The following is a 6665-nucleotide window of genomic DNA, read 5'->3' on the forward strand; positions in this document are numbered from 1 at the left end:
ATCGTGCGGGCCACCCTGGACGCGGCGACCACCGAGCGGACGCTCCTGCTCGGCGAGGTCTACCGGCGGGGCGGGGCCTGGCGGTTCCGGGTCGTCGGGCAGGGCTTCGACCACGGACTGGAGGAGCTCGCGCGGAGCTTCGGCGTCGACGTCGCGGGCTGAGAGGCTGTGCGGGGGCCGTTCGGCACCGGACGGAGACGGGCAGGGCGGGCGACGCCGGGGACCGGGCCGCGCCGATCGGCACCGTCCGACTTTCGACGATCGAGGAGGACCTGTGAGCGGGACGGGCACGGACGACGGGCGGGTGGCGCCGCCGCTGACCGGGGGAGAGCGGGAGACGCTGCGCGCGTACCTGGACTTCCACCGCGGGACGCTGGCGATGAAGTGCGCCGGGCTGACGGACGAGCAGCTGCGGTCGCGGTCGAGCCCGCCGTCGACGCTGACGCTGCTCGGGCTGGTGCGGCACCTGGCGGAGGTGGAGCGGACCTGGTTCCGGCGGGTGATCGACGGGGAGGACGTTCCGCTGCGCTGGTCGACGGAGTGGGACTTCCAGGCCGCGTACGACGCGGCCGGGGCCGACCGCGCCGAGGCGTTCGCGGCCTGGGAGTCGGAGGTGGCGCACTCCCGGCGGATCGAGCGGGAGGCCGCCTCGCTGGACGTCACGGGTTACCAGGTGCGCTGGGAGAAGGAGGTCTCGCTGCGGTTCGTGATGCTGCACCTGATCCACGAGTACGCCCGGCACAACGGGCACGCCGACTTCCTGCGCGAGGCGATCGACGGGCAGGTCGGCGCGTAGCACCGCAGGCCCGGCCGCCGGGTTCAGAACGGCCGGCGGTCGGCCGGTGCGGTCGGGGGAGCGGGGTCGTCGGGCCGGACGGGCGGCGGGGGCGGGGCGGGCTCGGCGAGGGGACGGAACCTGGGCGGCTCGACCAGGTGCTGCCACTCCTGGTCGGGGCGGCCCGGGACGGTTCGTCCGGCATCCAGCCAGAGGCGCGCGAGTCGGGCGAAGATCGGGGCGTCGAACAGAAACGTTCCGTCCTTGGACCGGGGTGAAGGCAGGTAGTCGTAGCTCATGACCGGATAACGAGCGGGGCGGGCCGCCGCAACCCGTCGGCGGGGGAAATGAACGCCGCGCGGGGCGGCAGCCGTACTCGTCCACGTGACAGTGATGACCACGGGCCGCAGTGCTGGCAAGCTGGCCGCCATGGCGGAAGCGGCGGGTGAGACGGGGATCCGGGAGCTCCTGGCGAGGTGGCTCGCGGCGGAGGACCCGGCCGACAGGGGGGAGCGCGCGGGGAACGACGACGCGCTCCCCGGCGACGACGGCGACCTCGCCGCCGGTGGGTGGGCGGTGCCCCCGGCCACCGGGGCGGAGGTGGTCGAGGCCGCCTGGCGGCTGGCCGTGGCGGGGCTGGAGGACGAACCGCGGACGAGGGCCCCGGACGGACTGTGGATGGTCGCCGAGGCCCTGGTGGTGGACGAGCACCCCTCGGCGTCCGGGTGGACGCCGCTGGAGCGGGCCGAGGCGGTGGAGTGGGTCGCGCTCCTGCTGCACCGCTTCGGCGAGGACGGCGTGACGATGCTGACGGCGGATCTGGTCCGGGGCCGGGCGGACGGTGACGGCCCGGGTCCGGCCCCGCGCCCGGCCGGCGGCCCGGCCCCGGGCACCGGCAGGTCCTCAGACAGGCTCTAGCGCGGCCAACCGCACCTCCAGCTCGTGCACCACCGTGGTGTCGCCGAGCCGCCCGTACAGCCGGCGGGCCGAGTGCAGGGTGCGGACGGCCTCCGGGGCGCGGCCGCCCGCCAGCAGGAAGTCCGCGTAGTGGCGTTCGGCCACCGCGTGCAGGTGGACGGTGCCCGCGACCCGGCAGCGTTCCAGGGTCTGCTGCCAGACCTCCTCCGCCGCCGTGCGGCGGTCGAGGAGTTGGAGGGCGTGCGCCTCGTTGATCATCGCCGACAGGTGGAAGACGGCCAGCGGGTGGTCGGCGAGCAGCGCGCGGGCGTCCCGGGCCCGGTGCAGCGCCCGCCCGGGTTCGCCGGCGAGGCCGTACAGCCCGGCGGTGTTGCTCAGCGCGTACGGCGCGTGCTCGGCCAGGCCGTGCCGCTCGGCCAGCGCGATCGCCTGCTCGCCCAGGCGTACGGCCTCCGCCGGTCGCCCGTCGGCCGCGGTGGCCGTGGCCAGGACGGTGAGGGCCTGCACCCGGACGGTGTCGCCGGACCCGACGGTGCGGTCGACCGCGCGGCGGGCCAGCCGGTGGGCCTCCGCGGTGCGGCCGCTGCCGCCGAGCGCCCGGGCCGTGACCGCCTCCATGGAGGCGACGGCGGCCGGGTCGCCGGTGCGGGCGGCGGCGGCGAGCCCGACCCGGAGGCAGGTCAGCCGGTCCGTGCGGCGGCCGGCGCCGTAGTAGAGGCAGTCGGCGCGGTAGGCCAGCTGCCAGGAGCGGCGGTGGTCGCCGCGTTCGGAGGCCGCGGTGACCAGGCCGCGGACGGTGGGTTCCGCGGCCTGGAACCAGTCGAGCGTGGCGGGCACGGTGGGCAGGTGCGGCCACCCGGCGGGGTCGGCGCCGAACGGCGGGGCGACGGCGGGCGCGGGGCGGTGGGCGGCGTGGGCGGGACCGGGCTGGAGCAGTGCGGAGCTGCGGGCCACCACCGCGAGGTAGTGGTCGGTCAGGGCCGCGGTCGCGGCGGCGCGCTCGGACGCGGGCCGCTCGTCGAGGAGTTCGGCCCCGTACAGCCGGACCAGGTCGTGGCGGCCGTAGCGGCCGGGGGCGGTCTCGGTGAGCAGGTGGTGCGCGGCGAGCGCGCCGAGCGCGAGGCGGGCCTCGGCGGCGCCGGTGCGGAGCAGGGCGGCGGCGGCGTGGGCGTCCGTCTCGGGCCCCGGGTGGACGGCGAGCAGGGCCAGCAGACGTGCGGCGGACGCGGGAAGGTGGCGCAGCGTCAGATCGAGCGCGGTCCGGACGCTGGCCGTGCCCCGGGTGTCCAGGGCGCGCAGCCGGGTGCTCTCGTCGGCGAGTTCGGGCAGCAGGTCGGCGATCGCCCAGCCGGGCCGGGCGGCCAGCCGGGCACCGGCGATCCGCAGGGCGAGCGGCAGTCGGTCGCAGAGCTCGGCCAGCCGGCCGGCGGCCTCCGGCTCGGCGGCCACCCGGGCGGGTCCGATCAGGCGCTCCAGCAGGCGCCGCGCGTCCTCGGCGGGCAGGGCGCCGAGGCGCAGCAGGGCGGCGCCCTCGGTCACCACGAGGTCCTCCAGCGAGCTGCGGCTGGTGACGACCGTCGCGCACGCCGGGCCGGTCGGGAGCAGCTCGGTGACGTCCTGCGCGTCGCGGACGTTGTCCAGGACGACCAGCAGCCGGCGGCCGTGCGTCAGCGACCGGTAGAGCGCGGCGCGGGCGGCCGGATCCTCCGGCAGCGAGCCCTCGGGGACGCCCAGCGCGCGCAGGAACCGGCCGAGGACGGCGGTCGGTTCGGCGCGCGGGCCCGGGCCGAAGCCGTTCAGGTCGGCGAAGAGCCGCCCGTCCGGGAAGGCGGCGGTCGCGTCGTGCGCCCACTGCACCGCGGTGGCCGTCTTGCCGGTGCCGGCCGGGCCCACCAGGACGGCGAGGCCGCCGCCGGGGCGTTCGCCCCCGCACTCGGCCTCCAGCCAGCGGCGTTCGGTCGACCGGCCGACGAAACCCGATATCCGGCGCGGGAGTTGGTCCGGGCCGGGGCCGGGGCCCGGGCCGGGGTTGGGGTTGGCGGTGGGGCCGGGGTTGGCGGTGGGGCGGAGCGGGGTCGGCGGCCGGACGGCGGGCGTGCGGGCCGGGAACGGGACCGCGGCCGGCTGCCGTGCGGGCGGGACCGCGCAGGCGGAGAGGCCGGCCGACCCGGCCGCCCGGGGGCGGACGCGGCCGGTCGTGCCGGTTGTTCCGGCGGCGCCGGCCGTGCGTTCGGGACGACCGGTGACGCGCACGGCGGTCGAGGGCGGGCGCCTCCCCGGCTCGTCGGCGAGGATGTCGGCCACCGCCGACCGCAGCGCGCGCCCGGGGCCGACGCCGAGCTCCGCGGCCAGCCGGCGGCGCGTGCGGTGGTAGACGGTCAGCGCGTCGCAGGGCCGCCCGGCCTGACGGAGGCAGAGCACCAGCAGGGCGGCCAGGGGCTCGTTCCACGGGTCGGCTTCGAGCGCGCGGTCGAGTTCCGGTGCGGCGTCGGGGCCGAGGCCGAGCCGGAGCAGCCGTTCGCTCCAGGCCTCCAGGGCCCGGGTCCGCACCTGGCGGAGGCGGTCGGCGAGCACGTCGCGCAGGTCCGTCTCGGGCAGGTCGGCCAGGGTCGCGGGGCCGTGCCAGAGGTCCAGGGCCCGGCGGAGCAGTCCGGCGGCGGACTCGTCGCCGTCCGGGACGGCCACCTCGGTGGCCCGCGCGACCAGCCGCTCGAACAGCAGGGCGTCCACGGATTCGGCCGGGCCGTCCAGCCGGTAGCCGGGGGCGCGGGTCGACAGGACGAGCTTCGAGCCGGCGAGCAGCTTGCGCAGCGCGGCGATGTGGCCCTGGAGCGCGGCCCGGGCCCGGGCGGGCGGTTCGTCGCCCCAGAGCAGTTCGAAGAACCGCTCGACCGGGACGGTGCGGCCGAGTTCGAGCGCGAGCAGGGCCAGCGCGGCGCGCCGTTTGGCGCCGGCGGGCTCGACGGCGCGGCCGTCCGCAGCCTGCAGTTCCACCGGACCCAGCAGTCGAACGAACAACGGATCCTCCCAGGTGAGAGCGGTCGGCGGAGATCTCCGTCCCTGTGCGGGGCGCAGTCTAGCCACGCCCGGGGAACGGTTCCGGCCCGTGGCCGTTCGGCCACGGAGCGCCTGGGGACCGCCCTTTCGGGGGATTGACGGGAGCCGGTCAGCTGGGCGTCGGGCAGGCGTCGGCGGTTGTTCTCCTGAAGTTCATTGATGATCCATCAGGGAAACGCGGTCGCGGACGCGGCGCGATCGGGACGGGCGGAACGGCGGCGCCCTGCGTGGACGGCGGTCGTGGCGATCCCGGGCCGTCCGTCCGGCGGGTGCGGGGCGGCTCGCGGAGCCGGTCGGACCGGGGACCGTCCGGCGGGGTGGGGGAGGCGCCGGACGGCGGGGGCGCACGCGGGGCGCTTGCCCGTCGAGGGCGGTGCGCGGGTCCGATCGGCCGGCAGCTGTGCGCGATGGGGAGGCGCGGATTGCCTGAAGGGGAAGCCGGGCCGGTGGCCGCCGGGATCGGCCGTGCAGGTCCGTGCAGGTCCGGGCACGCGCCACGGGAGAGCGCAGGGCGGTCGGCCCAAGGGGTGGGGCCCGGTGCGGGCCGGTGGAGGTGGTGCGGGTGGGGCAGGGCTGCTCGTGTTGAGCTCAACGGCCCGCATGCGGTCCCGGGTTCACCGGCGGCCGGACGGGCGGACGGCCCGCGCGGGTCCGCGCCCCGGCGCCGCCGTCCGCGGGCGGGGCGGAGCCGGGTGCCGCCGCGGGCGGTTCGCGCGAGGGGGTCCAGGGCCGGCCGGTGAACCCCGGCCGGAAGGCGCACCGTCGAGCAGGGTGCGGGGCCGGGACGGTCCCGCGATCTCCGACCCCTGGGAGGGCGACCATGCTGCGAATGAACGGGCCGCTGCGGATCACGGTGCTCGACAAGGACGCCGCCTTCGAGCAGCGCGCGGTGGTGCGCACCCCGTACGGCACCTCCGTGCTGGAGGGCCGGACCGGCGCCTCCCTCGACGTGCGGGCCGAGGAGTGGGAGCTGGAGCTGGAGCACTGTGTGCCCGGCGTCGGCTGGCGGCCCAACGTCCGGGTGCTGCCCGGTCCGTGGCAGACCTCGCGGAGCGGCCTGCGGAGCAGGATCCTGCGCAGCAAGGACTGCGACTGGCCGAACGGCGACCCGGCCGAGCGGAACTTCGTCCTGCGGCTGTCCTCGACGGTGGCCGAGCTCCGGCGTGACGCGTCGTCCGCCGCCGAGGAGGTGGGCCCGGCGACCTCGGAGGGCCAGCGGACCAGCTCCGGTCCGGGCCTCGGCGCGGGCGGGCGATCGTCCGACTCCGGGGGTGCCGTCGTCGGTGGCTCCTGGGGCGGGTACCCGGCCGGGTCGGCGGAGCGGCCCGTGGTGCCCGCCGTTCCGGCGGAGTCCGGCGCCGTGACGGCGCAGCGCCGGGCGGTGGGCGCCGGCGAGCCGGTTCGTCCGGCAGGTGAGGCCGTCCGGGGCGTGGCCGCCCGGGGCGTGGCGCCCACGCCCGCGATGCCGTTGGCGGAGGGCGTGCTGGTGCCTGCTCTGCGGGTCGGCTCGCCTGCCGGTGGCGTGCTGGGGACGGCCGTGGCCGTCGAGGCGTCGCGGCTCCCGGCCGGCCGGGGGGTGCCCGCGGAGCGCTGCACTCCGGTGGGCCGGGCGGAGCCCGGCGAGGCCGTCCGCCCGGCGGTGTCGGGCGGACCGGCGACCTCGGGCGGTCCGGCCGGCCTCGGCGTCCCGGCGGAGACCGCCGCGCGGGCCGGGGACCGGCGGGCGGCCGTCGCGGACGACGGGCCGGGGGAGGCGAGGGCGGCGCCGTCCTGGCCCCGGTGACGTCATCGGCCGGCGGGGGCGGCCCGGGGGGGGGGGGGCCGCGGGCCGGTAAGGGCGGGCGGGGGGGCCCGCCGGGTGGGGGCCCCCGCCCTGGTCCCCGGGGGGGGGGGGCGGGGGCACCGGGGGCGCGGC

6 protein-coding genes are annotated in these 6665 nt (G+C 78.6%); 4 read left to right on the forward strand and 2 right to left on the reverse strand.

Going from position 1 to position 6665, the window contains the following annotated elements; all coding sequences use genetic code 11:
• Positions 1-162, forward strand: a 162-nt coding sequence (locus tag ACFWIC_RS40305) for a TerD family protein (protein ID WP_380522118.1), incomplete at its 5' end; no start/stop codon positions are given.
• 112 nt (positions 163-274) lie between these two features.
• Positions 275-796: a DinB family protein gene (locus tag ACFWIC_RS40310; RefSeq protein ID WP_329884387.1), complete on the forward strand. Its 522-nt coding sequence runs from the start codon at positions 275-277 to the stop codon at positions 794-796.
• A gap of 23 nt (positions 797-819) precedes the next feature.
• On the opposite strand, the gene ACFWIC_RS40315 is transcribed toward ACFWIC_RS40310, so the two are convergent.
• Positions 820-1074, reverse strand: a complete 255-nt coding sequence (locus tag ACFWIC_RS40315) for a hypothetical protein (RefSeq protein ID WP_380364239.1) — start codon at positions 1072-1074, stop codon at positions 820-822.
• 85 nt (positions 1075-1159) lie between these two features.
• On the opposite strand from ACFWIC_RS40315, the gene ACFWIC_RS40320 reads away from it, so the two are divergent.
• Positions 1160-1693 (forward strand): hypothetical protein, encoded by a 534-nt coding sequence (locus tag ACFWIC_RS40320; RefSeq protein ID WP_329884391.1) that lies wholly within the window; start codon positions 1160-1162, stop codon positions 1691-1693.
• Here ACFWIC_RS40320 and ACFWIC_RS40325 read toward each other — a convergent pair.
• Positions 1679-4711 carry a BTAD domain-containing putative transcriptional regulator gene (locus ACFWIC_RS40325; protein WP_380522115.1) on the reverse strand — a complete coding sequence of 1011 codons (3033 nt, stop codon included), beginning with the start codon at positions 4709-4711 and terminating at the stop codon, positions 1679-1681. The two genes, ACFWIC_RS40320 and ACFWIC_RS40325, sit on opposite strands and share 15 nt — an antisense overlap.
• 859 nt (positions 4712-5570) lie before the next feature.
• Here ACFWIC_RS40325 and ACFWIC_RS40330 point away from each other — a divergent pair.
• Complete coding sequence (locus ACFWIC_RS40330) at positions 5571-6533, forward strand: hypothetical protein (RefSeq protein ID WP_380522117.1); 963 nt, start codon at positions 5571-5573, stop codon at positions 6531-6533.
• Positions 6534-6665: the final 132 nt, after the last annotated feature.

The sequence above is a fragment of the Kitasatospora sp. NPDC127035 genome (genome assembly GCF_042726075.1).
Classification (GTDB): Bacteria; Actinomycetota; Actinomycetes; order Streptomycetales; family Streptomycetaceae; genus Kitasatospora.

Excerpts from the sequence above, each read along its gene's own strand:
- ACFWIC_RS40315 (WP_380364239.1), bottom strand. The coding sequence starts at position 1,074 with ATGAGCTACGACTACCTGCCTTCACCCCGGTCCAAGGACGGAACGTTT.
- ACFWIC_RS40330 (WP_380522117.1), top strand. The coding sequence starts at position 5,571 with ATGCTGCGAATGAACGGGCCGCTGCGGATCACGGTGCTCGACAAGGAC.